18 protein-coding genes are annotated in these 23,950 nt (G+C 69.3%); 9 read left to right on the top strand and 9 right to left on the bottom strand.

Translation table 11 applies throughout. The features are described 5' to 3' along the window. Positions 1 to 5 precede the first annotated feature (5 nt). The gene (locus tag ACE37J_RS20475) at positions 6 to 914 is read left to right on the top strand and encodes a DMT family transporter (protein WP_409715171.1); all 909 of its coding nucleotides are present in this window, start codon (positions 6 to 8) and stop codon (positions 912 to 914) included. Here ACE37J_RS20475 and ACE37J_RS20470 read toward each other — a convergent pair. Next, positions 890 to 1,519: an SCO family protein gene (locus tag ACE37J_RS20470; RefSeq protein ID WP_409715168.1), complete on the bottom strand. Its 630-nt coding sequence runs from the start codon at positions 1,517 to 1,519 to the stop codon at positions 890 to 892. The genes ACE37J_RS20475 and ACE37J_RS20470 overlap by 25 nt on opposite strands. 132 nt (positions 1,520 to 1,651) lie before the next feature. Here ACE37J_RS20470 and ACE37J_RS20465 point away from each other — a divergent pair, with 132 nt between their 5' ends. Further along, positions 1,652 to 3,130, top strand: coding sequence for an ActS/PrrB/RegB family redox-sensitive histidine kinase (locus ACE37J_RS20465; RefSeq protein ID WP_409715165.1), 1,479 nt, complete (start codon positions 1,652 to 1,654; stop codon positions 3,128 to 3,130). A gap of 977 nt (positions 3,131 to 4,107) precedes the next feature. Here ACE37J_RS20465 and ACE37J_RS20460 read toward each other — a convergent pair. Next, the gene (locus ACE37J_RS20460) at positions 4,108 to 5,601 is read right to left on the bottom strand and encodes a hypothetical protein (RefSeq protein ID WP_409715162.1); all 1,494 of its coding nucleotides are present in this window, start codon (positions 5,599 to 5,601) and stop codon (positions 4,108 to 4,110) included. A gap of 229 nt (positions 5,602 to 5,830) precedes the next feature. Continuing rightward, a complete protein-coding gene (locus tag ACE37J_RS20455) occupies positions 5,831 to 7,270 on the bottom strand; it encodes a helix-turn-helix domain-containing protein (RefSeq protein WP_409715159.1) in 1,440 nt (479 codons plus the stop codon). 210 nt (positions 7,271 to 7,480) lie between these two features. On the opposite strand from ACE37J_RS20455, the gene ACE37J_RS20450 reads away from it, so the two are divergent. The 6 genes from ACE37J_RS20450 (at position 7,481) to acs (ending at position 14,774) form a co-directional block, all read left to right on the top strand. Then, the gene (locus ACE37J_RS20450; protein WP_409715156.1) at positions 7,481 to 8,845 is read left to right on the top strand and encodes a substrate-binding protein; all 1,365 of its coding nucleotides are present in this window, start codon (positions 7,481 to 7,483) and stop codon (positions 8,843 to 8,845) included. Positions 8,846 to 8,955: 110 nt separating this feature from the next. Further along, positions 8,956 to 9,987 (top strand): branched-chain amino acid ABC transporter permease, encoded by a 1,032-nt coding sequence (locus ACE37J_RS20445; protein WP_409715153.1) that lies wholly within the window; start codon positions 8,956 to 8,958, stop codon positions 9,985 to 9,987. A 3-nt stretch (positions 9,988 to 9,990) separates the two neighbouring features. Further along, the gene (locus ACE37J_RS20440) at positions 9,991 to 11,187 is read left to right on the top strand and encodes a branched-chain amino acid ABC transporter permease (protein WP_409715150.1); all 1,197 of its coding nucleotides are present in this window, start codon (positions 9,991 to 9,993) and stop codon (positions 11,185 to 11,187) included. An 11-nt stretch (positions 11,188 to 11,198) separates the two neighbouring features. After that, positions 11,199 to 11,954: an ABC transporter ATP-binding protein gene (locus ACE37J_RS20435; protein WP_409715147.1), complete on the top strand. Its 756-nt coding sequence runs from the start codon at positions 11,199 to 11,201 to the stop codon at positions 11,952 to 11,954. Positions 11,955 to 12,035: 81 nt separating this feature from the next. Beyond that, positions 12,036 to 12,767, top strand: a complete 732-nt coding sequence (locus ACE37J_RS20430) for an ABC transporter ATP-binding protein (protein WP_409715490.1) — start codon at positions 12,036 to 12,038, stop codon at positions 12,765 to 12,767. Positions 12,768 to 12,827: 60 nt separating this feature from the next. Next, a complete protein-coding gene (gene acs / locus ACE37J_RS20425; RefSeq protein WP_409715144.1) occupies positions 12,828 to 14,774 on the top strand; it encodes an acetate--CoA ligase in 1,947 nt (648 codons plus the stop codon). A gap of 200 nt (positions 14,775 to 14,974) precedes the next feature. On the opposite strand, the gene ACE37J_RS20420 is transcribed toward acs, so the two are convergent. The 5 genes from ACE37J_RS20420 to ACE37J_RS20400 are packed head-to-tail and all read right to left on the bottom strand — an operon-like array spanning position 14,975 to position 20,262. Then, on the bottom strand, positions 14,975 to 16,096 hold the full coding sequence (locus ACE37J_RS20420) for a glycosyltransferase family protein (protein ID WP_409715141.1): 1,122 nt from the start codon (positions 16,094 to 16,096) through the stop codon (positions 14,975 to 14,977). After that, a complete protein-coding gene (locus ACE37J_RS20415) occupies positions 16,093 to 16,686 on the bottom strand; it encodes a histidine phosphatase family protein (protein WP_409715138.1) in 594 nt (197 codons plus the stop codon). The genes ACE37J_RS20420 and ACE37J_RS20415 overlap by 4 nt, the downstream gene beginning before the upstream one ends. Beyond that, positions 16,683 to 17,789, bottom strand: coding sequence for a glycosyltransferase family 4 protein (locus ACE37J_RS20410; RefSeq protein WP_409715135.1), 1,107 nt, complete (start codon positions 17,787 to 17,789; stop codon positions 16,683 to 16,685). The genes ACE37J_RS20415 and ACE37J_RS20410 overlap by 4 nt, the downstream gene beginning before the upstream one ends. Continuing rightward, positions 17,786 to 19,033 carry a glycosyltransferase gene (locus tag ACE37J_RS20405; protein ID WP_409715132.1) on the bottom strand — a complete coding sequence of 416 codons (1,248 nt, stop codon included), beginning with the start codon at positions 19,031 to 19,033 and terminating at the stop codon, positions 17,786 to 17,788. Before ACE37J_RS20405 ends, ACE37J_RS20410 begins: the two co-directional genes overlap by 4 nt. Beyond that, the gene (locus ACE37J_RS20400; protein WP_409715129.1) at positions 19,030 to 20,262 is read right to left on the bottom strand and encodes a glycosyltransferase family protein; all 1,233 of its coding nucleotides are present in this window, start codon (positions 20,260 to 20,262) and stop codon (positions 19,030 to 19,032) included. Before ACE37J_RS20400 ends, ACE37J_RS20405 begins: the two co-directional genes overlap by 4 nt. 167 nt (positions 20,263 to 20,429) lie before the next feature. Between ACE37J_RS20400 and ACE37J_RS20395 the strand changes: the two genes are divergently transcribed. Then, positions 20,430 to 22,826: a mechanosensitive ion channel family protein gene (locus ACE37J_RS20395; protein WP_409715126.1), complete on the top strand. Its 2,397-nt coding sequence runs from the start codon at positions 20,430 to 20,432 to the stop codon at positions 22,824 to 22,826. A 380-nt stretch (positions 22,827 to 23,206) separates the two neighbouring features. On the opposite strand, the gene ACE37J_RS20390 is transcribed toward ACE37J_RS20395, so the two are convergent. Next, on the bottom strand, positions 23,207 to 23,782 hold the full coding sequence (locus ACE37J_RS20390) for an ActR/PrrA/RegA family redox response regulator transcription factor (protein ID WP_409715123.1): 576 nt from the start codon (positions 23,780 to 23,782) through the stop codon (positions 23,207 to 23,209). Between the last annotated feature and the right edge of the window lie 168 nt (positions 23,783 to 23,950).

Raw genomic sequence — 23,950 nt, 5'->3', positions numbered from 1 at the left:
AACCCATGCCGGCGCCCACAGCGCTCCATCTCGCCGCCGCGCCGCTCTTCGTGCTTCTGTGGAGCACGGGGTTCGTCGGCGCAAAATACGGGCTCCCGCATGCGGAGCCGATGATCTTTCTCACGCTCCGCTTCGCGCTGGCGGCGTCGGCGCTCGGCCTCTGGGCCTGGGCGGCGGGGGAATTCCGGCGCGGCGACGGGCCGGCGCATGACTACGGCGGGGCGGTCTTCGTCGGGCTGCTGATGCACGCCGTCTATCTCGGCGGCGTCTTCACCGCGATCTCCCTCGGCGCCGGCGCGGCGCTCACCGCGCTGATCGTCGGGCTCCAGCCGGTGGCGACGATGATCCTCGCCCGCATGATCGGCGGGGAGCGGCCGACGCGGACCCGGGCGCTCGGCATGGCGATCGGCCTTGCCGGCGTCGCGCTCGTCGTGGCGCGGAAACTGACGGACGGCGTGATCGGGCCCTGGCAGGTGGCGCTCTGCCTCCTCGCGCTCCTCTCGATCTCGCTCGCCTCCATCGTGCAGGCCCGGCGCGGAATCCGCTCCCGCCTCGCCGCCGACGCCGCGGTGCAATACGCCGCGGCGGGCGGGCTGACGCTCGTCGCCTCGCTCCTCTACGAGGATCAGCGCGTGGACTGGTCCGCCGAATTCGTCGGCGCGTTGGCCTGGATGGTGATCGGCCTCTCCATCGGCGCCGTCTCGCTCTATTACATCCTCCTCCGCCGCGGCGCGGCGACGCGGACGGCGAGCCTCTTCTTCCTCGTCCCCGGCGTCACCGCCGCCATGGCGGCCGCGATGTTCGGGGAGCTGTTCGGGCTGGTGGAGCTCGCCGGCCTCGCCGCGGCGATGCTCGGCGTCCGGCTCGCGACGGCCGATCAGGCCCCCGCTCAGGCCCCGGCGGCGCGGAGATAGCAGGCGGCCGTCTCCGCCATATCCTCCGGCGGCACGCCATGGCGGAAGACGGTGAGCAGCCGGTCCTCCGCCGCCATCAGGTAGATGAAGGCGCTGTGGTCGACGAGGTAATAGGGGTCGTCCTCGGCCTGCCCCGGCGCCTTCTGCGCATAGACGCGATAGGCCGATTTCGCCGCGTCGATCTCCGCCTCGCTCCCCGTCAGGCCGATCATCTCCGGGTGGAGATTGGCCGCGAAGTCCCGCACCACCGCCTCATTGTCCCGCGCCGGGTCCACCGTGATGAAGGCCGTCTTCACGTCGAGCCCCCGCTCCTTGAGGAGGTCCGCCGTCTGCGCCATCGCCGCCGCGTCCACCGGGCAGACGTCGGGGCAGAAGGTGTAGCCGAAATAGAGGAGCGCCGGCCGGTCGATCACCTCCGCAGAGGTCACGCGCTCGCCCGCGCCGGAGACGAGCGTGAAGGGCCCGCCGATCGCCGCCGCGCCCGTCGCCATCCCGCCGCCGCATTCGGCGAAGGGGTTGTCGTTCATCGCGAAGAAGGCCGCGCCCCCGCCCAGCCCCGCGGCGAGGAGAAGCGCGGCGGCGCCGTAGATCCTGCTGCTCTTCATGGCGGGGCTCCTTCATCCAGCGCGGCGTCGCCGCTCAGATACGCGCTCCCCGGCCGCCGCGCCACCCGCGCGAGGCGGGGGCGCGGCGATTTGCGCCGGTCTTCGCGCCGGTCTTTGCCCGCCCTCGCGGCGATGTTACTGACGCGCATGGCGGCGCGCTTTCTCCAGGAGCTGATGCGGGGCGAGGCCTCGGGCCGCTGGGTGCGGCTCGAGACGCTGACGACGCTGCGCTGGCTCGCGGTGATCGGGCAGGCGACCGCGGTCATCCTCGCGGACCTCGTGTTCGGGCTCGACCTCCCGAGGGTGCTGGCGGCGCTCGTGATCTCCGTCTCCGTCGTCTTCAACGTCATCTCGATGCAGCTCTTCCCGCCCACGATGCGGCTAAGCCACCGGGCGGCGGCCCTGTCGATGCTCTTCGACCTGATGCAAGTCTCCGCCCTCCTCGCGCTCACCGGCGGGCTCTCCAATCCCTTCGCGATGCTCCTCCTCGCGCCGGTCACGATCTCGGCCTCCGCGCTCACGCTCCGCTCCACGATCATCGTCTCGGCCGCGGCGCTCGGCCTCGTCTCGGCGCTCTCGCAGGTGAGCCTGCCCTTGCGCTTCGCGGACGGGACGATCCTGACGGCGCCGCCGATCTACGTCTTCGGCGTCTGGGTCGCGCTGACCATCTCCGTCCTCTTCATGACCTTCTACGCCCGCCGCGTCTCGGTGGAGACATACCGGATGTCCCGCGCGCTGGCGGAGGCGGAGGCGGCGCTGGCGCGGGAGCAGCGGCTGACCGCGATCGGCGGGCTCGCCGCCGCCGCGGCGCACGAGCTCGGCACGCCGCTGGCCACGATCAAGCTCGTCTCGGGCGAGCTTGCGCGGGAGCTTTCCGCCCAGCCCGAGCTGAAGGAGGATGCGGAGCTGATCCGCGCGCAGGCGGATCGCTGCCGCGTCATCCTCGCCGATCTCGCGCAGGGCGGGCGGGCGGACGAGCAGGTGCGCCGCGCCCCCGTCTCCGCCTTGATCGCGGAGGCGGCGGAGCCCCATGCGGGCCGCGGCCGGCGCGTCGTGATCCGGATCGAGGGGAGGCCGGCGGCGGAGGCGGGCCCCGAACAGCCCATCGTCCGGCGAAGCCCGGAGCTGATCCACGGGCTCCGCAACCTCGTGCAGAACGCGGTCGACTTCGCCGCCGAGACGATCTGGATCGACGTGGCGAGCACGGGCGCAGGGGGCGGGCACGGTCTCCGCATCACGGTCGGGGATGACGGGCCGGGCTTTCCGGAGGACCTGCTCCAGCGGCTTGGCGACCCCTACGTCACCTCCCGCCCCCGCGCCGCCTCGCGCCCCGACGGGGGGAGGACGGGCGGGGAGGCGGCGGGGATGGGCCTCGGCCTCTTCATCGCGAAGACCCTGCTGGAGCGGACGGGCGCCCGCGTCTCCTTCGCCAACGCCGAGCGCCCGGCGAAGCGGCGCGGCCGCGGCGCGGAGGAGCCGCCGTTGGAGCTGCGCCGGCCCACGGGCGCCGTGGTCGCCGCCGTCTGGCCGGAGGGGGCGATCATCGCGGGAAGGGAGGAGGCGCGCGGGCGGCTCGGCCCGAACGAGCGGTTCACGCTGGATAATGTGTGAGGCGCGGCGGCTAAGCGGACGATCCACCCTGCCATCAGGATAAGGCCCACGCGCGCCGCAAGCGCCCGGCCGATTTGACCCGCGTCAAATCGGCCCGCGGTCGTCGCCCCCCCGGCGACCGCGTTCCGCGCTCGCCGCGACGACCCCGGCCCGATTTCCAACCGACGCGGCGGCTTGGCGCCCCTCGGGCTCCGGCTTGCGCCTCCACCCGAACGGCCCCTGCGGCTTTCCCCCGGAAAGCCGCTGATCGGGGCCGTCCGCTCCACGCCCGCGCGGGGGCGTTTGAGGGCCGATTCGGCGGATTCCATGGAAATCGGCCTCAGGACTGATTTCATGGAGAAAAAGTCGTGATCGAATTGTTTCAGCGGGGTGGCTGAGGCGGCGGGGCCCCGCCACGCCCCCTCCCGCCTCCCCCTCCTGCCGGGAGGGAAGCGCGCGTGCCGGGGTGGGGCGCAGGGAGAAGCATGATTTTCATGGAACGCTTGTGGCGCGCGGCGCCGCGCCGCCGCGGCTCTCCCCCTCGAAGGAGGGCGGACGCCTGCGGGGCGGCTGGCGTTTCGTCGTTCGGTCGAGCCGGGTCGGCGGGAAACGCCGCCGCCGGGTTCGCGCCTCCCCCCTCTCGCCGGGAGGGGGGCGCGGGCGGCGCGGTTGCGGCTCCCCTCTCCCTCGGGAGAGGGGAGGGGGGAGAGGGGCGGGGCGATCCGCAGCGCGAATGGGGCCGCGGTGTTTCGGCGCGCCTGCATCCCCACCGCAATTGCGCGCCGAAAGCGCCCGGCCGATTTGACCCGCGTCAAATCGGCCCGCGGTCGTCGCCCCCCCGGCGACCGCGTTCCGCGCTCGCCGCGACGACCACGGCCCGATCTTCGAGGTTCGGGCAAGCTCGGCGCCCCCCGCCCTCCGGCTTGCGCCTCCGGGCGAGCCGCCCCTGCGGGTCTCCCCCGGAGACCCGCTTGTCGTGGCCGTGGCCGCTCAACGTCTCACGCGAACCCCGCCACCCACCGCGCGAACCCCTCCGCCTGATCGAGCGACCACGTCCGCAGCCCCACCCGCTCGCTCCAGACGAGCGAGGCCGCGGTCACGAGCGCCGCGGTCGGCGCGCCCCAGGCGAAGGTAAGGAGCGCGACGAGCCGCAACCGCCCCTCCGCCCCGCGCTGCCCGTCACCCCTCATTCCGTCTTCGAGCCGCGCGGCGAGCCCCTCGCGCCATTCCGGCAGATAGAAGATCGCCACTGAATAGGCCGCCGCGACCATGTGGATGAACGAAGGGAGAAGCGTGGTGAAGACCATGAAGCCGAGCCACCAGTAATTCGCGGGCCGCGCCCGGACATCCGCGATCAGCGCGAGGACGTCGATCAACGGCTCGCCGCTTGCGGGCCGGACAAGCACGATGATCGCGATGAAGGCGCCGCTCAGCAGCGCGAGGGTGAAGAGCGCGAAGGCGAGGTCGAACAGCCAGAGCGCGGGCCGCGCCCACCGCGCCGCTGTGTTCTCGGCGCGGCGAAGAAGCAGGCGCGTCATGCCGATAGAGAGGAAATCGGTGACGCCGTTGAGGAGTGGGAGCAGGCCGAGAAAGACGATCAGACTGATGGCTTCCTGACCGATGCTCTGCGCCGAGTCGATGGCAAGAAGGGTTGCGGCGGTGCCGAACAGTACCCAAAGTGAGAGCAAGAGCGTCGGCTTGTGGAGCTGTGCCCCAAGCCAAACCACTATCGTCGCAGCCGCGCCAAGCAAAAAAAGATAGTATATTTTGATAGCTTCGTGCGTAGAGCTAAATGAAAACGCCAGAAAAACGGCGATAATTCCGGAGTACCTATTCGCAATAGATACTGAGCCAATTAAGAATATCGTAAATACGTACAATATCGCCCTAATTTTCCAATCAAAATAACCTATAAATACATCAAATATTATAAAAGATACGCCGGTAACGCAAATTAAAAAGAAAACTAATAATATTCGTGGCCGGGAATTAGAATTTAAGGTCGCTCTTGCTTCATCAATAGATGCTCGAATAAATCCCAGGAACAATATTGATAATCCTGCGATTACGGCGGGCCGTTCCCACCACGCCTCCGCAGGCGGGATGACTTCCACCCCGCCAACGCTTTGCGTCGCCCCCGTCGCCAGCCAGTGCAGCAGCAGTCCAAAAACCGGATAAGCCAACGCGAAGGCGAGCGTGAAATTCAGCAATCCATGGCTGAACGCGGCCCGCGGCGAATGGGCCGCGAAGGGCGGCGGATCGGCCTGAAGCTCTTTCGTCCATAGCCCATCCAGCCGGTCGAGCCAGGCGGCGATGAGTTCCGCATAGGTTCGCCGCCAGCGCTCCTCCCGCAGCATGTAGATCGCCCGCCGCGTCTCCACATTGTCTGCGGCGCCGACGGTGCTGTGGGTGACCAGGAAATAGAGAAAGAATCCAACGAGGATCACGCCCCAGAGGACGCCCTCCCCCAGAAAATAGATCACGAGATCCATCAGGCCCCCAAAACGCCATCATAAACAGAAACCGCCCGCATGGCCCGCGTCAACGCCTCCGGCGCCGCTGCCTTGAATTGAACGTCCATCGCCCCGCCCCCTCCCTCTCCCGCCTGCTGAAGAGGGCCGGCGTGAGGGCTGAAACTCTGACTGTCACAAAAGTGTCGTAAATCAGAATATCACACGATTACAAATACATGACCCCCCTGCGCACTGTGAGCACACAGGCTCACCCCACCGCCGCCGGCTCCCGCCTCCATTGGCAGGAGGCATGGGGGCAGATGCGGCATTCGGGGCCGACCGGCTCCGGCTCCGCATCCGAGGCGGCGGCGTAGGCCGTGCCCGCCGCGCTCTCGACGGTCATCGCCAGCATGTCCCCCGCCATCCGCCCCTCCCGCGCCAGCCCGAGCGCGAGGAGGCGCGACCCGTCCGCGAGGCGGAGCGGGAGGGCCAGCGGAGCGGGGCCGGGCGCCGCCCGGTGGACGGGCCAGACCGGGCAGTCGAGCGCCCGCGCCCGCGGCAGGAGGTCGAGCGCGCCGCGCCGCGCCAGCACCCGCCCGCTGGCGTCCGCCTCCAGATGCGCCGCCCGCGGCGCGCCCCCCATCCCTCCGAGGCAGGCGATGCGGCGCATCACCAGCGCCCCGTCCCCGTCGAAGGCGCGGGACAGCGCCCCGATCTCCCAGCCGAGCCGCGCGCCGAGGGCGAGAAAGGCGGCGGCCGGGGCGAGGATCGCATCCGCCAGCCGCTGCGCCAGCTCCGCCTCGATCAGGGCCAGGAGGTCATCCGCGCCCGCCTCCGGCGAGAGGGGCTCCGCAAGGTCGAAGAGCGCGCGGCGATGCGCCTGCCGGGCATGGGCGAGGGCCAGCGCGGCGAGCCGCGCGGCGCGCCCCGCCTCCGGCGGCGCCTCCGGCGGCCGCGGCGTCGCGCGGCGGAGCGCCGCTTCGAGGTCGCCTGAGGCGTCCAGCGTCGCCCGCGCCGCCTCCGCCATCGCCTCGATCCTCGGGCCGATCTCCGGCGCATCCGCCAGCGCCTCCTCCGCCTGCCCCTTCGGCGCGGGGCGAAGCCGGTTCTCCGCCGCCTCGTCGAAATAGGCGGCGAGCCCGGCGACGGAGCCGGCGAGGCGGGAGGATTGCTCGAACATGATCGTCTCGAACCGCCTGCGCTGCGGAACCGAAATCTCCCGCCCCTCCGCCAGGATCTCCGCGGTGGAGCGCAGCGCGGCGATCTCCGTCCGCATGGCGTGGACGGAGGCGGCGAGCGCGGGGTCATGCGCCAGCCGGTCCGCCATCGCCTCCGCCTCCGCCGCCGCCTCCCGCCAGCGGCGATGGGCGAAGGCGGCGGCGCGCGCCCAGCCCGGATGCCGGGCGATGAACTCGTCCGCCGGCCCCGGCCGCGCCTCCCCCTCCCCCGCGGCCACGCCCGGCTCCGCCGCCAGCTCCTCCAGCGCCTCCCGCAACCGCCGCTCGGCCGAGCCGTCCAGCTCCTCCATCCGCAGGTTCAGCTCCCGCCCGATCCGGGCGAGGAGCGCGCCGGCGACGGCCCGGCGATTCCGCTCGATCAGGTTGAGATAGGAGGCGGAGACGCCGACCCGCGCGGCGAGATCGATCTGCTTGATCCCCATCTCCCGCCGCCGCTCCCGAATCCTGAGCCCTGTGATCGTCCGTTGCATTGCGGGAACCCCTTGCGGTTGCGCAACAATCTTGCGAGAGGGTTAAAAAATTGACAGACTCGCCATTTCTCACCTGTCGAGATTTACAAGAATATTGTTACGCTTCAATCCCTTGTTGAGAATTTATCGAACTTGGGCGATCTTCCCCAAGGTAAGCAACGGCCCCGCCTCCCCAGGGAGACTCAAGCGGGGCGCAACGGGAGGGGACGCATGTCTCAGTTCAATTTCACCCGCCGCGGGCTTCTGCGTGGCGGCGCCGCGCTCGGCGCCGGGCTCGCGATGCCGACGATCTTCACCAGCCAGGCGCGCGCCAGCTATCTCAACGAGCCGACCGGATCGACCGTGACGCTCGGCTTCAACGTGCCCCAGTCCGGCCCCTATGCCGACGAGGGGGCCGACCAGCTCCGCGCCTATCAGCTCGCCGTCGAGCATCTGAACGGCGAAGGCGACGGCGGCATGATGAACACCTTCACGTCGAAGGCGCTCAAGGGCAACGGCATCCTCGGCAAGAAGGTCCAGTACGTCTCCGGCGACACGCAGACCAAGTCCGACGCCGCCCGCGCCTCCGCCAAGTCGATGATCGAGAAGGACGGCGCGATCATGATCACCGGCGGCTCGTCCTCCGGCGTCGCGGTCGCCGTGCAGGCGCTCTGCCAGGAGGCGGGCGTCATCTACATGGCCGGCCTCACCCATGCGAACGACACGACGGGCAAGGACCGGAAGGCGAACGGCTTCCGCCACTTCTTCAACTCCTACATGTCCGGCGCCGCGCTCGCGCCCGTGCTCGCGAAGCAGTACGGGACGGACCGCAAGGCCTATTACCTGACCGCCGACTACAACTGGGGCTACACGACCGAGCAGGCCGTGCTCGAATCCACCGAGGCCATGGGCTGGGAGACGGTCAACAAGGTCCTCACCCCGCTCGCGGCGACGGACTTCTCCTCCTACATTACGCCGGTCGTTCAGTCGGACGCGGACATCCTCGTCCTCGTCCATTACGGCGGCAACATGGTGAACTCGCTGACCAACGCGGTGCAGTTCGGCCTGCGCGACCGCATGGTCAACGGCAAGCAGTTCGAGATCGTCGTGCCGCTCTATTCCGAGCTCATGGCCCGCGGCGCCGGCCAGAACATCAAGGGCATCTTCGGCTCCCAGAACTGGGACTGGAAGCTCGAGAACCAGCTCGGCTCGCGGTATTTCGGCACGAACGCCTTCGTGCAGTCCTTCGGCACGAAATACGGCTTCCCGCCGAGCCAGGCGGCGCATACCGGCTATGTCCAGGCGCTCCTCTACGCCGATGCGGTGGAACGTGCGGGTTCGTTCAACCCCTGTGCGGTCGTCGAGGCGCTCGAGGACTTCGAGTTCGACGGCCTCGGCAACGGCCCGACGCTCTATCGCGCCGAGGACCACCAGTGCTTCAAGGACGTCGTGGTCGTGAAGGGCAAGGAGAACCCGGAGAACGAGTTCGACCTCGTCGAGATCGTCGAGGTGACGCCGACCGAGCAGGTCACCTACCCGCATGACCATCCGCAGTTCGCGGGCGGCGCGCTCGGGACCTGCAACCCCGGCGCCTGATCCGCACCGACTTATCGCGGGGCGGCGCGCCGCCCCGCGACTTCATGCTTGCGCTTCCCGCCGCTGCGGCCGGGAGCGATGTCTGCGTCCTGCAACATGGGAGGGGAGCGATGGAAGCGATCGTCCTTCAGATTCTGAACGGGCTCGACAAGGGCTCCGCCTATGCGCTGATCGCGCTCGGCCTGACGCTGATCTTCGGCACGCTCGGCGTGGTGAACTTCGCGCATGGAGCGCTGTTCATGCTCGGCGCCTTCTGCGCGGTCACCCTGAGCCGGCTCCTCAACCTCGCCCATGTCACCGTGGATCCGACGCGGAAGGATTTTCTCGGCCAGCCGCTCAAGGTCGAGACTCCCTATGTGCACGAATGGTTCGGGCCCGAAACGGGGGCGGCGATCATCGAATGGTCGGTGCCTCTCTCGATCTTCTTCGCGATCCCGATCATGATCGTTGTCGGCCTCGCGATGGAGCGCGGGCTCATCAAACACTTCTACAAGCGGCCGCACGCGGACCAGATCCTCGTCACCTTCGGCCTTGCGATCGTCCTCCAGGAGATCGTGAAGTTCTACTACGGAGCCAACCCGATCCCGACTCCGGCGCCCTCCGCCTTCGCCGGCAGCTTCGACTTCGGCGCGGCGATCGGGCTCGATCCGGGCTCGATCATCTATCCCTACTGGCGCCTGATCTATTTCGCCTTCGCCGCCGTGATGATCGCCGCAGTCTTCGCCTTCCTGCAGTTCACCACATTCGGCATGGTTGTCCGCGCCGGGATGGCGGACCGGGAGACCGTCGGCCTCCTCGGGATCAACATCGACAAGCGCTTCACGATCATGTTCGCGATTGCGGCCTGCGTCGCAGGGCTTGCGGGCGTGATGTACACGCCGATCAATTCGCCGAATTACCACATGGGGATGGACTTCCTCGTGCTCTCCTTTGTCGTCGTGGTCGTCGGGGGGATGGGTTCGCTCGGCGGAGCGGTTCTCGCCGGGTTCCTGCTCGGCGTGCTCGAGAGTTTCGCCTCCATGACCGAGGTGCTGGAGCTTGTGCCCGGCATCAACCAGATCATCATCTACCTCGTCGCCATCGTCGTGCTCCTTACCCGCCCGCGCGGGCTGATGGGCCGCAAGGGCGTGATGGAGCAGTAAGCCATGCTGAACCTCGACAAATCCGACTTTCGACTCCTTCTGCTCGTCGGCGCTTTGCTCGTCCTCGCGCCCTTCATCCTCAATCCCTTCCCTGAAGGGTCGAACCTGGCGCAGTTCAACGCCGGCTATCCGGACCTCATGCAGCGGCTCGTGATCTTCGGGATCTTCGCGATCGGCTTCAACATCCTCTTCGGGCTGACCGGTTATCTCAGCTTCGGCCATGCCGCCTTTCTCGGGGTCGGTTCCTACGCCGCGATCTGGATGATGAAGCTGCTGACGATGAACGTCATCCCGGCCATCGTCGTCTCGATTATCGTCGCAGGCGTCTTCGCCGCGCTCGTCGGGTTCATCTCTTTGCGCAGGTCGGGCATCTACTTCTCGATCCTGACGCTCGCCTTCGCGCAGATGTCCTATTCGCTCGCCTATTCGGTGCTGACGCCGATCACGGGCGGCGAGACGGGTCTGCAGCCGAAGATCAACGACCCGCGCATCCTCGACGCGCCGCTCCTCGACGGGGCGACGCCGACAGCGGGCCTTTTCGGCATGGACATGCGCACGAGCTGGCAGCTCTCGGTCGGCGACTGGCTCTTCACCTTCAACTTCGGCTACTATTTCGCGGCCGTGGTGATGCTGATCGCCTTCTATGTCTCCATGCGCATCTTCCGCTCGCCCTTCGGCATGATGCTGCGTGCGGTCAAGACGAACCAGAACCGGCTCAACTACACCGGCGTCAACACGCGACCCTACACTCTGACCGCCTTCATCATCTCCGGCATGTACGCCGGCCTGGCCGGCGGCCTGCTCGTTGCGATGGACACCCAGGTGGGCGCTGACCGCATGTTCTGGACCGCGAGCGGCGAGGTGGTGCTGATGACCATTCTCGGCGGCGCCGGCACTCTGATCGGGCCGGTGCTCGGCGCGGGCTTCATCAAGTACATGGAGAACGTCGTCTCCAAGATCAACGAAACGGTGCTGCACCAGTGGTTCTACTGGTTGCCGGACGGTCTCGAAGACTTCGTGGTGTCGATCGTCTACCCGTTCGTCGGCAAGGGCTGGCATCTGACGCTTGGCCTCATGTTCATGGCCGTCGTCATCTTCCTTCCCGGCGGCCTGATGGAGGGCCTGCGGCGACTGACGCAGGGCCGGAAGAAAAAGGCCGACGAGAAGACGAGCGGCGCCGTCGCGACCCCGGCCGAGTGAGGAGAGGAAAAATGGGCATTCTCGAAGTCCAGAACGTCAACAAGCGCTTTGGCGGACTCCAGGCGCTCCGCGACGTCAATCTCAGCATCGCCCAGGGGTCGCTCCACGCCATCATCGGGCCGAACGGGGCCGGAAAGTCGACGCTGCTCAACTGCTTCGTCGGCAGGCTGATCCCGGACACCGGCTCCGTCACCTTCGACGGCGTGTCGCTGATCGGCCTAAAGCCGCACGAGATCAACCAGGCGGGCGTCACCCGCGTCTTCCAGACGCCGGAGATATTCGGCGATCTCTCGTTGCTTGAGAACGTGATGATCCCGGCCTTCGCGAAGCGCGACGGCGCCTACAAGCCCTCGATGTGGTCCCCGCTCCAGGGCGAGCGCGAGATCCGGGAGCAGGCGGAGGAGGCGCTGGCCAGCGTCAACCTCGCCGACAAGCGGCACCAGACGGCGAATTCCCAGTCCCGCGGCAACAAGCGGCGGCTGGAACTGGCGATGGGGCTGGTGCAGAAGCCGAAGCTCCTGCTGCTGGACGAGCCGACGGCGGGCATGGCGCGGGCGGACACGAACGCCACCATCGACCTGCTGAAGGAGATCAGCGCCACGGGCATCACCATGGTGGTGATCGAGCATGACATGCACGTTGTCTTCAGCCTTGCGCAGAAGATCACCGTCCTCGCGCAGGGCTCGCCCATCGTCGAGGACCTGCCGGAGAACATCAAGGGCAACCTGAAGGTGCAGGAAGCCTATCTCGGCGGCGCGCATCTCTGACGCGAGACTGATCCGGATCAAGGGAGGGGCGAAATGAGCCCGCTAGACATAAGAAGCCAGGCGCAGTTGGGGGAGCATGTGATGAAATCGAAGAATGTCGGCTCGGCCCCGGCCTATTTCTCCGCCCACGACATCCACGCCTATTACGGCGAGAGCTATATCGTTCAGGGCGTGAGCTTCAACATCCACGAGGGGGAGATCGTGGCGCTGCTCGGCCGGAACGGCGCGGGCAAAACCTCGACGCTCCGCGCCATTGCGCGGGTCGACGCGCCGCAGGTGCAGAAGGGCGAGATCTGGCTCGACCACAAGCCCTTGCATGACATGAAGTCCCACCAGGCCGCGGCGGCCGGCGTCGGCCTCGTGCCGGAGGACCGGCGGATCATCCAGGGCCTGACGGTGGAGGAGAACCTCCAGCTCGCGCAGATCGCCCCGCCGAAGGGCTGGTCCATCGAGCGGATCTACGAGCTCTTTCCCCGGCTCGGCGAGCGGCGGAAGCAGGAGGGCACGACGCTTTCGGGCGGCGAGCAGCAGATGCTCGCCATCGGCCGCACCCTCGCGCGCGACGTGAAGCTCCTGCTCCTCGACGAGCCCTATGAGGGCCTCGCGCCCGTGATCGTGCAGGAAATCGAGCGGACGCTTGAGCACATCAAGACGCTCGGCATGACGACGATCATCGTCGAGCAGAACGCCATCGCCGCGCTCCACCTCGCCGACCGGGCGATCATCCTCGACATGGGGCAGGTCGTTTTCGACGGGACGGCGCAGGAGGTGCTCGACAATGCGGAGCTTCGCCAGGAATATCTGGCGCTCTGAGCGGGCCCCGATCCGAGTGGCGGCCCCGAAAAGAAGACGGACGACAAGGAAGGAACGGCCATGACTGGCGGCATTCACGCGCCTGCGGCGGAGACCGTGGCGCGCGCCCATGTGGACGCGGCGCGATACGAGGAGATGTATCGCCGCTCCGTTGAGGACCCGGAGGGCTTCTGGGGCGAGGAGGCGAAGAAGCGCATCGACTGGATCGAGCCCTTCACCAAGGTCAAGAACACGAGCTTCGCGCATCCCGGCGTCTCTATCCGCTGGTTCGAGGACGGGAAGCTGAACGTCTCCGCCAATTGCGTGGACCGGCACCTGGCGAAGCGGGGCGACCAGGTGGCGATCATCTGGGAATCGGACGACCCGGCCAGGGACGCGAAGATCACCTATCGCGAGCTTCACGAGCAGGTCTGCCGGATGGCGAACGTCCTGAAGGACCAGGGCGTGAAGAAGGGCGACCGGGTGGTGCTTTACCTCCCCATGATCCCCGAGGCGGCCTATGCGATGCTCGCCTGCGCGCGGATTGGCGCGGTCCATTCCATCGTCTTCGCGGGGTTCAGCCCGGATGCGCTGGCGAACCGGGTCAACGATTCCGGGGCGAACGTCGTCATCACGGCGGACCATGCGCCGCGCGGCGGGCGGGCGACGCCGCTGAAGTCCAACGCGGACGCGGCGCTGCTGCATTGTTCCGACCGGGTGAAATGCCTCGTCGTGAAGCATACCGGCGGGCAGACGACCTGGACGGAAGGGCGGGACGTGGACCTCAACGCCGAGATGGCCGCCGCCTCCCTCGAATGCGCGCCGGAGCCGATGGGGGCGGAGGACCCGCTCTTCATCCTCTACACCTCCGGCTCCACCGGAAAGCCGAAGGGCGTCGTCCACACCACGGGCGGCTATCTCACCTATGCGGCGATCACGCATGAGCTGACCTTCGACTATCACGAGGGGGACATCTTCTGGTGCACCGCCGATGTCGGCTGGGTGACGGGGCACAGCTACATCGTATACGGCCCCCTCGCGAACGGCGCGACGACGCTGATGTTCGAAGGCGTGCCGACCTGGCCGGACGCATCGCGGTTCTGGAAGGTGTGCGAGAAGCACAAGGTCAACCAGTTCTACACGGCGCCCACCGCGATCCGCGCGCTGATGGGGCAAGGGGAGACATGGGTGGAGGGGTGCGACCTCTCCTCCCTCCGCCTCCTCGGCACGGTCGGCGAGCCGATCAACCCCGAAGCCTGGGAATGGTACAACCGGGTCGTCGGCAAGGGGAAATGCCCGATCGTCGACACCTGGTGGCAGACGGAGACGGGCGGGCATCTCATCACGCCGCTGCCCGGCGCGACGCCGACCAAGCCCGGCTCCGCGACGAAGCCCTTCTTCGGCGTGCAGCCCGTGATCCTCGACCCGGTGACGGGCAAGGAGATCACGGAGACGAAGGCGGAGGGCGTACTCTGCATCAAGGACAGCTGGCCGGGCCAGATGCGCACCGTCTGGGGCGACCATGAGCGGTTCGTGCAGACCTATTTCTCCGACTTCAAGGGCTACTACTTCACCGGGGACGGGTGCCGGCGGGACGAGGACGGGTATTACTGGATCACCGGGCGGGTGGACGACGTGCTGAACGTCTCCGGCCACCGGATGGGGACGGCGGAGGTGGAGAGCGCGCTCGTCGCGCATCCGAAGGTCTCGGAAAGCGCGGTGGTCGGCTATCCGCACGACGTGAAGGGGCAGGGCATCTACGCCTATGTCACCCTGATGAGCGGGGAGGAGCCGACGGAGGCGCTCAGGAAGGAGCTTTCGGACTGGGTGCGGAAGGAGATCGGGCCCATCGCGAAGCCGGACCTCATCCAGTGGGCGCCGGGCCTGCCGAAGACCCGCTCCGGCAAGATCATGCGCCGCATCCTCCGGAAGATCGCCGAGAACGATTTCGGCGCGCTGGGGGACACCTCCACGCTCGCCGACCCTTCGGTGGTGGACGACCTGATCGCCAACCGGATGAACCGCTGAGGGGGACTTGCGCCCGGCCGAAGGCGGCCGCGTTTCCTCGCTCCGCCGCGGCGATCACGGGCAGATCTTCGAACGCCGCGGCGGCCTGGTCCGACGCCCAGCGGCCTGCGCCTGCGGGCGACGGGCTCGGCATCGCCATACCGGAGATATGCTGCTTGAGTCAGGGCGGCGGGTCAGGATGGCGATCGCGCGCCTGAGGCTCATATGCCCTCCGCCTCAAGGATGATCTCGGCGGCGCGGGCCGCGCCGTCGAGCCGGGCGAGGCCGGGGGGCGGGCCGCCGGCCGCGATGGCCGCCTCCACCGCGCAGGCGAGCGCCTCCGGCGTCTCCTCGTCCAGCACTCGGAAGCCGGGGAGGCGGGCGAAGGCTTCGGCGCGGATGAGCTGCTCCCGCTCCCCGCCTTCGCGCATGGGCGAGATCACGGCGGGGGTTCCGGCGGCGAGGAGGTCGGTCGCCGTGTTGTAGCCCAGGAGCGAGACGGAGCAGGCGGCGGCGGCGAGGCGGGCGCGATGGTCCGCCGCGGCGGGCTCCGCGACGAGGGGCGCGCCGGGGGCGAGGGCGCGGAGGCGCGCCGCCGCCTCCGCCGCGTCCGCCCCGCCGACGCGGAGGCGCCAGCGCCGCGGCGAGCCGCGCGAGGCCAGCGCGGCGGCCTCCAGCAATCCGCGCCCGATGGCGCCGCCGCCGACGGAGACGAGCACCTCGCCCCGCGCCGCTTCCAGCGGCCCGGTTTCAAGAGGGGGCGGCGGCGGCGCGGCGACATAGCCTGTATGACGGATCATCCCGCCCATCTCCGCCGCCTTCGGCCATGTGCGCGCGAGGGGGATCAGGCGTTCGTCGCCGTGGACGAGGACGCCGTGATAGAAGCTGCGGAGCGTTTCCGCCGTCTCCTCCTCCCGCCCCTTCTTCCGCTTCGGCTCCAGCACGTCGCGGACCGAGGCCCAGATGCGGGCGCGCCCAGCGGCGCGGGCGAGAAGGGCCCGGAATTCATGGCGGAGGGCGCGGCGGCCGAAGGGGAAGAGCTCGGTGACGAGAGCTTCGGGCGCGAATTCATCGAAGAGGGCGAGGAGGCGGGCGGCGCGGGCCTCCATCCACGCCTCGTCCGCCTCGCCTTCCGGCGTCAGGAGGCGGGAATAGTCCACACCATCGGACCATACGGGGGGCAGCGCCTCGACCGGGATTGCGGCGGAGAGATGCCCGATCTCCCGCCCGCCGGAGACGACGAGCGCCCGGCCGCCCACCGCCTGCACCGCCTCCGCCAGCAGGAGCGTGCGGGCGAGGTGGCCCGCGCCCATCAGGCTCGTGACGACGAACATGACCTTCATCGCGGGCGCATCCGCGCCTCCGGCAGCGGCTCCACGGGGGTTCCGGCGGCGTCGAGCCGGACGGGGTAGATGCGCTCGCGCTTGATGCGGAAGGGCTCCTTACGGTCGAAATTCCAGCCCCAGGCCTTGGCGAGGATCACCCGGATCACGCCGCGATGGACGACGAGGAGCGCGGGGCGGCCCTCCGCCGCGATGCGGGCGAGGGCGGGGGCGATGCGCGCCCAGGCGTCGCCGGGGCTCTCTCCGCCGGGCGGGCGCCTGTCCCATCCCCAGTCCTCGACATGGGCGTAGCCGGAGGCGGGATCGGCGATCAGCTCCTCGCCGCGCCGGCCCTCCCATGCGCCCCATGAGAGCTCGATCAGCGCAGGTTCGATCTCCGGCGCGCGGCGCGCGAGGCGGCGCGCCGTCTCCTCCGCGCGGGAGAGGGGCGTGGCGAGGAGGCGCGCCTCCGCCCATTCCCCCGGCAGGGCGAGCGCGTCCGCCCGCGCGCGGGCGGCCTCGGTCAGCGGACGGTCGGTGCGGCCCTGAAGCCTTCCTTCCGCGTTCCAGTCCGTCTCGAAATGGCGGGCGAGGCCGATCAGAACGCTCAAGCCAGCGACCCGAGGGCGACGTCGAGACGGGCGGCGGCGGCGTTGACGCCGTGATGGGCCTTCATCCATTCGCGCGCCGCCTGCCCCGCTGCGCCGAGCGCGGCGCGGTCGGCGGCGAGTTCGGAGATCGCGGCGGCGAAGGCGGCCGGGTCCTCCGGCGGGGCGAGGCGGCCCATCGGGGCGACGACCTCGCGCACCCCGTCCCTGTCTTCCGCCACGGCGACGGTGCCGGCCGCCTGCGCCTCCAGATAGACCATGCCGAAGGCCTCGTTGACGCCGGGCCAGACGAAGATCTCTGCGGCTTCGTAGGCGGCGCGGAGCGCGTCCCGGTCGTCGATCCGGCCGAGGAGGCGGACGCGGTCGCCGAAGGGCGCGAAGGCGGCCTCCACCTCCGCGCGTGACTCGCCGTCCCCGACCACATCGAGCCGCCAGTCGCCCTCCATCAGGGAGAGCGCGGCGGCGAGGGCGCGGAAGGAAGCCGTCTTGTCCCCCTTCCGCATCATCGCGACGGTGAGGAGCCGAAGCGGCCCCTCCGGGACCGGCTTCGGCGCCGGTTCGTCGCCAAGGGCGGTGAAGGGCGGGAGATAGACGATCTGCTGCCCTGCGGTCCGATCCCTCACCAGCGCGTCAAGGCCGCGATGCGTGAGGTGGAAGATGATCCGCGCCTCGTCCAGCGCCCGCTCCGCAGCATTGGAGAAGCGCGCATAGGGGCCGGCGAGCCGTTTCTTCGCGCGGTATCCCTCCGCCACGACATAAGGAATCGAGAGCGCGCTGGCGACGGCGGGGCCGATCAGGTCCGGCGCCTTGTAGTAGCAATGATAGGTGAACCAGAGCTTCGGGACGCCTTCAGCGCGGAAACGGCGGATCAACCCGTCAGCGATCCGCTCCGCCTCCTGAAAGAGCATGTCCTGCGCCGCCGGGTTCCCGTCCCGCTGATGGGCGCGGAAGCGGGAGGCGAGGCGGGGGGTCCATCCGGCGCGCTCCAGCGCGCGCATCATCAGGCGGGCGATGCGCCGGTCCCCCGACGGGTTCGGATGGTCCGGCGCCTTCATCGGCGCATAGAACGCGACGAGGCCGCGTTCCGGCGGCGGCTCCCCGCTCATGCGCGCCCGCCCAGCGCGGCTTCGAGCCTTTGCTGCAAGATGTCGAGCCCCCCCTCCATGCCGAATTTGGCGACGAGTCTATCACGCGCGGCGGCGGCGAGGCATGTGCGTTTTGCAACATCTGCAATCATTTCGGCCATCGCCGCGGCCAGCGCCTCCGGCGCGCCGGGCGGGACGAGGCGGCCTTGGACGCCGTCCTCCACGAATTCCGGGATGGCGGAGACGGCGGTGGAGATTATGGCGAGGCGCTGGCTCGCCGCCTCCATCAGGACGTTCGGCAGGCCGTCCCTGTCTCCGTCCCCGGCGATCTTGGAGGGGAGGACGAAGAGGTCGGCCTCGCGGAGCGCCTCGATCACCTCGTTCTGGTCGCGCTTGCCGCGCCATTCGATCCGGTCCGCGAAGCCGCGCCGCGCCGCCTCCTCCTTCAGCTCCGGGCCAAGCGGGCCGCCGCCGATATGGACGAGGCGCCAGGCGAGCCCTACGGGCAGGAGCGAGAGGGCGGCGAGGAGGTCGTCATAGCCCTTCTTCGCCACGAGCCGCCCCACCGAGAGGATGAGCGCCGGCTCGCCCCGCCCGTCCCGCGCCGGGCGGGTCTCGGGCGGGGGCGGAAAGCGCGTGAGGTCCAGCCCGTGATAGACGAGGGAGACGCGGGCGGAATCGGGCGCGAGGGCCGCGAGATGCGCGGCGCCGGTTCCGGTGCAGGTGACGAGAAAGGCGCAGTCCGCCAGCTTCTCCCGCTTCTCCCAGTCCGGAATGGTCCAGATGTCCTTCGCATGGGCGGAGACGGCCCAGCGCGCGCTGCGGATCATCGCGGCGTAGCGGGCGACGGAGCCGGGCGTGTGGAGGAAATGCGCGTAGTGGAGCCGGACCTCCGCCGGCGCCTCCGCCGCCATGACCAGCGCCTGACCCCAGCGGCGGCCGCGATTGGGCGTCCTGTCCCGCCAGAGGTCGCGCAGCCATGCCCGCCGCGCGGCGCGGTAGCCGGGCATCCGGCGGGCCCGGAGCCAGCCGCGGAGGACGCGCAAGGGCTCCTGCCAGAGATATTCCGGCAGGTAGCGGACCTTCGCCTTCACCTGCCCGTGGATCGGATGCGTCCGGTCGTCATAGGGGAAGCGGAGCGACCAGATCTCGAAGCGGAAGCCGCGATCCTCCAGCGCCTTCAGCTCCTGCGCGATGAAGGTCTCCGAGAGGCGCGGCCAGCCCTTCAGGACGACCGCGAGGGGCGGCGCAGGGTCTTCCGTCACTCGGCGGCCTGGCGCGCCCAGTTCGCGGCGCGGGCGGTGATCGTCTCCAGCCCGTCCATGAGGCCCGGAATGCGGATCGAGGAGGGCGGGCGCTGCCCGGTCAGCCCGCGGATCGCCGCGGCCATGACCTCGGGCCCCTCCCCGTCCCTCGCCCGGTCGAGCATCTTCACGAGGCCGAGCCGCTCCGCCGCCTCGGTGCGGATGTATTGCTCCAGCCGCGGCTTCACCCGCGGGGCGATGACCGCCGGCTTGTCGAGGCTCAGGATCTCGCAGAACGTGTTGTAGCCGCCCATCGCCACAACTCCCGCCGCCTCGGAGAGAAGGCGCTCCAGCCGCGGGTCGAAGCTGAAGGCGGTCACCCGCCCGTCGAGCGCGGCTGCGCGACGGTCAAACTCTGCGCGGCGCTCGGTGTCGAGGAAGGGGCCATAGACGAGGACGCCGTGGAGCGGAATGCCCGGGTCGGACTCATAGGCCGAAAGCGCCCAGTCGATCAGCGCCGCGCCGTCGCCGCCGCCGCCGGTCGTCACGAGGACATAGGGTTCGTCGGGCGGCGCGAGGCCGACTTCGGGCCAGGGCGGCGTCGCCCGGCGGAGATAGCCGGTGTAGAGCATGGAGCGGCGCACCCGGTCGGATAGCGGGATGCCGGCCAGCGGCTCGCAGATTTCCGGCAGGCCGTAGATCCAGAGCTCGTCGTAATAGGTCTCGACGGCGCGGGCGGCGTCCTTCCGTTCCCATTCGCGGCGGAGCGTCTCCGCCTCGTCCAGCACGTCGCGCACGCCGAGGACGATGCGCGCGCCGCGGCTCTTCGCCGTCTCCAGCGTCTGGGTCAGCTCGTCACGGAAGCCCCAGGGCTCCTTGTCCACGATGATCAGGTCGGGATCGAAGCTCTCCTCCACCGCGGAGATGATCGCGGCGCGGAGCGCAACCGTCTCCTCGATCTCGAGTCCGAGATTGTGGGAGGCGTAGGTTCCGTCCGGCAGCTTCACGACGCCGGGGAGGCGGACATGGTCCACCCGGTCGGTGAAGTCGAACCGCCCGGCGATGGGCGAGCCGGTGACGATGACGGCGCTCAGATGCGGGTCCGCCGCCGTCAGCGCCTGCGCGATCGTTCGCGAGCGGCGCAGATGGCCGAGCCCGAATGTGTCGTGAGAATAGAGAAGCACCCGCCGCCCGGACGCGCGCCCTCCCCCCCGTTTTCGGCCCGCGCCGCGCCCGGCGAAATCATCCATCCCTCTGCTCTCCCTGCGTCGGGACATGGCGGCGAGGCCGCCTTTCGCGGAATCCTTAACCCCGAAGGCGGCGAAAGGCCAGCGCTCTCATCGGACGAGAGAGGGGGGTGAATCGCGCCGCGGATCGGGTAGACTGACGGATCGAATTGTCCTGACCGGAGGCCGCCTTGCCGAGGCTTCGCCTGCTCCTCGCGCTTCTCGTCGTCGCCGCGCTGACGGCGTGGCCGGCGATCTTCTCTCCCGCTTTCGCGCAAACGGCCGCGGATTACGGCGCGCTCGCGGGCGCGGCGGCCGGGGGCGCGGGCGACCCGGAGACGCCGCCGGAGGAGGGCGAGCCGGAGGGGGACGGGCCCGGCCTCGCCGATTATGGCGCGGTGGCGGAGACCTATCGTGCGGACTCCGCCATCGCGGCGACGCAGCAGCAGGTCGGCGTCTTCCAGCAGAAGGCGCGGCGGATCTTCGGCGCCGCGGGCGATTACGGGACACGGCTCGACAACGCGCTCTCGCGTGTGAGCCCGACCGGGGAGAGCGTATATTTTCTGGGCGTCGCGCTCTTCACCGCGGTCCTGCTAGCCATCGGGCGGGCGGGCGCGATGATCTTCGCGCTCTACATCGCGCTTCCGATCATGCGGCGGGTCCAGAAGCCGAACCCGGCGGGCATGGTGGACAAGCTTCCGGTGCTGGCGACGCGCGTCGCGCTGCAGATCGCCGGGCTTATCATAATGCTCGTGATCGCCCTCGCGGTCGGCTCCGGTTTCTACGTGGAGGAAGAGAACACGATCAAGACGGTCATCGCCGTCGCCGCCGCCTTCGTGCTCGTGCAGATGGTGGACGTGCTCTGGCGCATGGTCATCTCGCCCTATCTGCCGGCCTACCGCATCCCGGCCTTTTCGGATGCTGAGGCGCGCCGGCTCTATCGCTGGCTGACGGCGGGGGCGACGGTGGGCGTCGGCTTCATGGTCTTCGTCGCCTGGCTCGTCTCGCTGGAGGTCGACGATGAGGTGGTCGCGCTCACCTCGATGGCGGGGAGCGCGCTTTCGCTCCTTATCGTTCTGGGGCTCGTGCGCGGCTCGCGCCGGGCGATCAGCTCCGCGCTGCTCGGCGGCGCGCCGCGGGCGGAGGCGACATGGATCGCCGCGGCCGCCTCGATCGTCTGGGCGCCGGTCTTCCTCACATACATGATCTTCGCCTTCTTCGAGTCGAGCTACCGGCTGATCATGGGGCTGGAGCTCGGAATGCCGCTTCTGGCCGGGGCGTTCATCGTGCTGCTCGCCGCGCTGGTCGTTTATGCGGTCACTATCTATGCGATCGAGCGGATGTTCCGGCGCGCCCGCGCGGCCCGTGCGGCGAACGAGGCGGCTGCGCGGGCGGAGGCGGCGGAGCGGGAAGCGGCGGAGACGGGCGCGATCCGCGACCAGCTGCGCGACGTGGACGATGGCGGGGAGGATGAGGGGGGCGGCGCCGTCGTCGTCGCGGCGCCGTTCAGGGCGCCCCGGCGGGGGATGCGGACCTTCGAGGATCTGGCGCGCCGCGTCGCCAGCCTCTTCGCGCTCGGAGCCGGAATCTACGCGCTGATCCGCGTCTGGGCCGGACCGGCGGCCTTCGCGCCCGGCTCGCCCTTGGACCTTGCGCAGGACCTCATCGACGTCCTCTTCCTCGGCTATATCGCCTATCATGCCGCGCGGATCTGGATGGACCAGAAGATCGAGGAGGAGGGCGGAAACGACGATTTCGCGGGCGAGCCGGGGGACGAGGGCGGGGCGAAGGCCGCGGCCTCCCGCATCGCGACGATCCTGCCGCTCTTCCGCTCCTTCGTCCTCCTCGTGATCGGGGTGACGGTCGCGCTTCTCGCGCTCACCAAGCTCGGGGTGAACATCGCGCCGCTCCTCGGCGGCGCCGGCGTCGTCGGCCTCGCCATCGGCTTCGGCGCGCAGTCGCTTGTGCGGGACATCCTCTCGGGCGTGTTCTTCCTTTCGGACGACGCCTTCCGGAAGGGGGAATACATCGACATCGGCGGGGTGAAGGGGACGGTGGAGAAGATCTCCCTCCGCTCCTTCCAGCTCCGGCATCATCTCGGCGCGCTCAATACCGTGCCGTTCGGGGAGATCAAGCACCTCACCAATTACAGCCGGGACTGGGTGATGATGAAGTTGCCGCTGCGGCTCACCTACGACACGGACGTGGACAAGGTGAGAAAGCTCGTCAAGAAACTCGGCGAGAAGCTGCTGGAGCATCCGCTCGAAGGGCACAAGTTCGTCCAGCCGCTGAAATCCCAGGGCGTCTACATGATGGAGGACAGCGCGATGATCATCCGGGTCAAGTTCATGACCCGGCCGGGGGACCAGTGGACGACGCGGAAGCTCGTCTATCAGGAGATCCGCAACCTCTTCGAGAAGGAAGGAATCCATTTCGCGCACAAGGAAGTCACCGTCCGCATCCCCGGGCTCGACGACCCGGCGCGGGAGGGGCAGATCAGCGCGCAGGAGCAGAAGGCGATTGGCGCCGCCGCGCGGCGGGCCGTGGAGGAGGCGGAGCCGGCGCCGGCGATGGCGGACGACCGGTAGGCCTGCTCACACGTGTGCAGGGGGTTATACCTCTGAGATCATTAGAAGATCGGAAAACCAGCTTGTGCGCGGCTGGTCTCTCCATCGAGAGGGCGCTGCCTCCCTCCCGTCGGAAGGGAGGAAGCGCCTCCCGCAATGTCCCCCCTGCCCTTTCCCGGCGGAAAGAGGGGAGAGGGCGCTACGGGGCCTCGGGGACCAAGGCGCTCGCCGGCGAGGCCCCGGCTCAAGGCCGGAGGCGGGCGCTGGGGGGGGAACCGCGCGCATCGCCGCCCTTACCGCAGGCGGCTCTCGGCCACCTTTGCATCGACCCGGGGAAGGTCACGGCCGAAAGGCCGGTCCCATGAAAGATCATGGGCCGGAGGCGCGGCGCGGAGGCCGCGCTATTTCGGGCTGCGCTTCGCCAATATCCGCTGGAGCGTGCGGCGATGCATGTTGAGGCGGCGGGCGGTTTCGGAGACGTTGCGGTCGCAAAGCTCGAAGACGCGCTGGATATGCTCCCAGCGCACGCGGTCCGCCGACATCGGGTTCTCAGGCGGGGGCGGCTTCTGGTCCTGCTGGTTCAGGAGCGCGGCTGTCACGTCGTCCGCATCCGCCGGCTTGGAGAGATAGTCGGTCGCGCCGATCTTCACGGCGGCGACGGCGGTGGCGATGGCGCCGTAGCCGGTGAGGACGACGATCCGCGCCTCCTCCCGCGCCGCGCGCAGCGCCTCCACCACGTCGAGCCCGTTCCCGTCCTCCAGCCGGAGGTCCACCACGGCGTAGGCGGGCGGCGCGGCGCGGACATGGGATAGGCCCTCGGCCACGCTTTCGGCCATCACGGGCTCGAAGCCCCGCTTCTCCATCGCGCGGGCGAGCCGGCGGCGGAAGGCCTCGTCATCGTCGAGGATCAGGAGCGAATTGTCCGGGCCGATCCCTTCGGCGAGTGCGGCTTGTCCTTCGTCCGGCGCGTCTGCCATGCAGCTTGATCCTCGTCTGTGAAGCGAATGTGAGAAAGCACATAGCGAGGAGGGCGCCGATTGGCAAATATCGCGGGGCGCTGACGAAGACTGAAGCGCCCTGAAGTAAAACCCTCTCCGGCGAGGGGGATGGGCCGGAGAGGGAAGATCGGGCGCGCGTGGGGCGAA

It is taken from the genome of Pikeienuella sp. (genome assembly GCF_046290545.1).
Classification (GTDB): Bacteria; Pseudomonadota; Alphaproteobacteria; order Rhodobacterales; family Rhodobacteraceae; genus Pikeienuella.
The sequence above is the reverse complement of the archived record's forward strand: the minus strand, read 5'-3'. Positions and strand labels throughout refer to the sequence as shown.

Coding starts and splice junctions, on each gene's coding strand:
- ACE37J_RS20450 (WP_409715156.1), top strand. CDS start 7,481: ATGTCTCAGTTCAATTTCACCCGCCGCGGGCTTCTGCGTGGCGGCGCC.
- ACE37J_RS20440 (WP_409715150.1), top strand. CDS start 9,991: ATGCTGAACCTCGACAAATCCGACTTTCGACTCCTTCTGCTCGTCGGC.
- ACE37J_RS20430 (WP_409715490.1), top strand. CDS start 12,036: ATGAAATCGAAGAATGTCGGCTCGGCCCCGGCCTATTTCTCCGCCCAC.
- ACE37J_RS20465 (WP_409715165.1), top strand. CDS start 1,652: ATGTTACTGACGCGCATGGCGGCGCGCTTTCTCCAGGAGCTGATGCGG.
- ACE37J_RS20460 (WP_409715162.1), bottom strand. CDS start 5,601: ATGGATCTCGTGATCTATTTTCTGGGGGAGGGCGTCCTCTGGGGCGTG.
- ACE37J_RS20435 (WP_409715147.1), top strand. CDS start 11,199: ATGGGCATTCTCGAAGTCCAGAACGTCAACAAGCGCTTTGGCGGACTC.
- ACE37J_RS20445 (WP_409715153.1), top strand. CDS start 8,956: ATGGAAGCGATCGTCCTTCAGATTCTGAACGGGCTCGACAAGGGCTCC.
- ACE37J_RS20410 (WP_409715135.1), bottom strand. CDS start 17,789: ATGAGCGGGGAGCCGCCGCCGGAACGCGGCCTCGTCGCGTTCTATGCG.
- ACE37J_RS20400 (WP_409715129.1), bottom strand. CDS start 20,262: ATGGATGATTTCGCCGGGCGCGGCGCGGGCCGAAAACGGGGGGGAGGG.
- ACE37J_RS20455 (WP_409715159.1), bottom strand. CDS start 7,270: ATGCAACGGACGATCACAGGGCTCAGGATTCGGGAGCGGCGGCGGGAG.
- ACE37J_RS20475 (WP_409715171.1), top strand. CDS start 6: ATGCCGGCGCCCACAGCGCTCCATCTCGCCGCCGCGCCGCTCTTCGTG.
- acs (WP_409715144.1), top strand. CDS start 12,828: ATGACTGGCGGCATTCACGCGCCTGCGGCGGAGACCGTGGCGCGCGCC.
- ACE37J_RS20390 (WP_409715123.1), bottom strand. CDS start 23,782: ATGGCAGACGCGCCGGACGAAGGACAAGCCGCACTCGCCGAAGGGATC.
- ACE37J_RS20470 (WP_409715168.1), bottom strand. CDS start 1,519: ATGAAGAGCAGCAGGATCTACGGCGCCGCCGCGCTTCTCCTCGCCGCG.
- ACE37J_RS20420 (WP_409715141.1), bottom strand. CDS start 16,096: ATGAAGGTCATGTTCGTCGTCACGAGCCTGATGGGCGCGGGCCACCTC.